The organism is Nisaea denitrificans DSM 18348, from assembly GCF_000426505.1.
Classification (GTDB): Bacteria; Pseudomonadota; Alphaproteobacteria; order Thalassobaculales; family Thalassobaculaceae; genus Nisaea; species Nisaea denitrificans.
The window spans coordinates 1-1,079 of sequence record NZ_AUFM01000012.1; the positions used below are offsets into that span (position 1 = coordinate 1).

Consider the following 1,079-nt stretch of genomic DNA (forward strand, 5'->3'; position numbering starts at 1 on the left):
ATGACGATGTCTTCAACGTTGGAGAGCGTCAGGCCGTCGAGGTCGGATCTTGTGTCGACATAGAGCGTGTCTTCGCCGGCACCGCCGTCAATGACACCAGAATCGCCTGCATAGATCGCGTCTGTACCGTCACCGCCGGACACGGTGTCGCTGCCGTCGGTACCGTACAGAACGTCGGAACCTTCGCCGCCATCCAGCTGGTCGTTGCCCGCACCACCCGAGAGAGTGTCGGAACCAACGCCGCCTTGCAGCGTGTCATCACCAGCACCACCGGTGATCTGGTCATTGCCCGCGCCGCCGTCCAGCACGTCGTCGCCTGCGAGGCCGTCGAGTGTGTCGTTGCCGCCGAGGCCGCTGAGCGTATCCGCATCGGCAAAGCCGGAGATGGCGTCGTCGCCGTCTGTGGCCTGCTCGTCTGCAATGACGATGTCTTCGATGTTGGAGACGGTCAGACCGTCGAGGTCGGAGCGGGTGTCGACATAAAGCGTGTCGTCGCCGGCACCGCCGTCCACGACGCCAGAGTCGCCGGCGTAAATCGCGTCGTCGCCGTCGCCTGCATTGACCGTATCAACACCGTCTTCGGCATGGATGGTGTCGTTCCCGGCACCGCCGTCGATCTGATCGTTCCCGGCACCGCCGGTGATCTCGTCATTACCCGCGCCGCCGTCCAGTACGTCGTCGCCGGCGAGACCGTCGATGGTGTCGTTGCCTGCCAGGCCGGAGAGCGTGTCGCTGTCGGCAAAGCCGGTGATGGCGTCGTCGCCGTCGGTCGCCTGCTCGTCGTCGATGACGATGTCTTCGATGTTGGAGAGCGTCAGACCGTCGAGGTCGGAGCGGGTGTCGACATAAAGCGTGTCGTCGCCGGCACCGCCGTCCACGACGCCGTCAGAACCGGCGTAAATGGCATCGTCGCCATCGCCGCCGGACACGGTGTCGGCGCCCTCGGTTGCGTCAATCGTGTCGTCGCCGGTACCACCGTCGATGGCATCGTTCCCGGCACCGCCGGTGATCTCGTCATTGCCCGCGCCGCCGTCCAGCACGTCGTCGCCGGCGAGACCGTCGATGGTGTCGTTGCCGGC

General features: G+C 65.5%; 1 protein-coding gene. It reads right to left on the bottom strand.

Annotation, left to right across the window (positions count from 1 at the left end; genetic code table 11):
• A partial coding sequence (locus K328_RS23465; RefSeq protein WP_051284780.1) for a calcium-binding protein occupies positions 1-1,079 on the bottom strand: 1,079 nt, incomplete at both ends.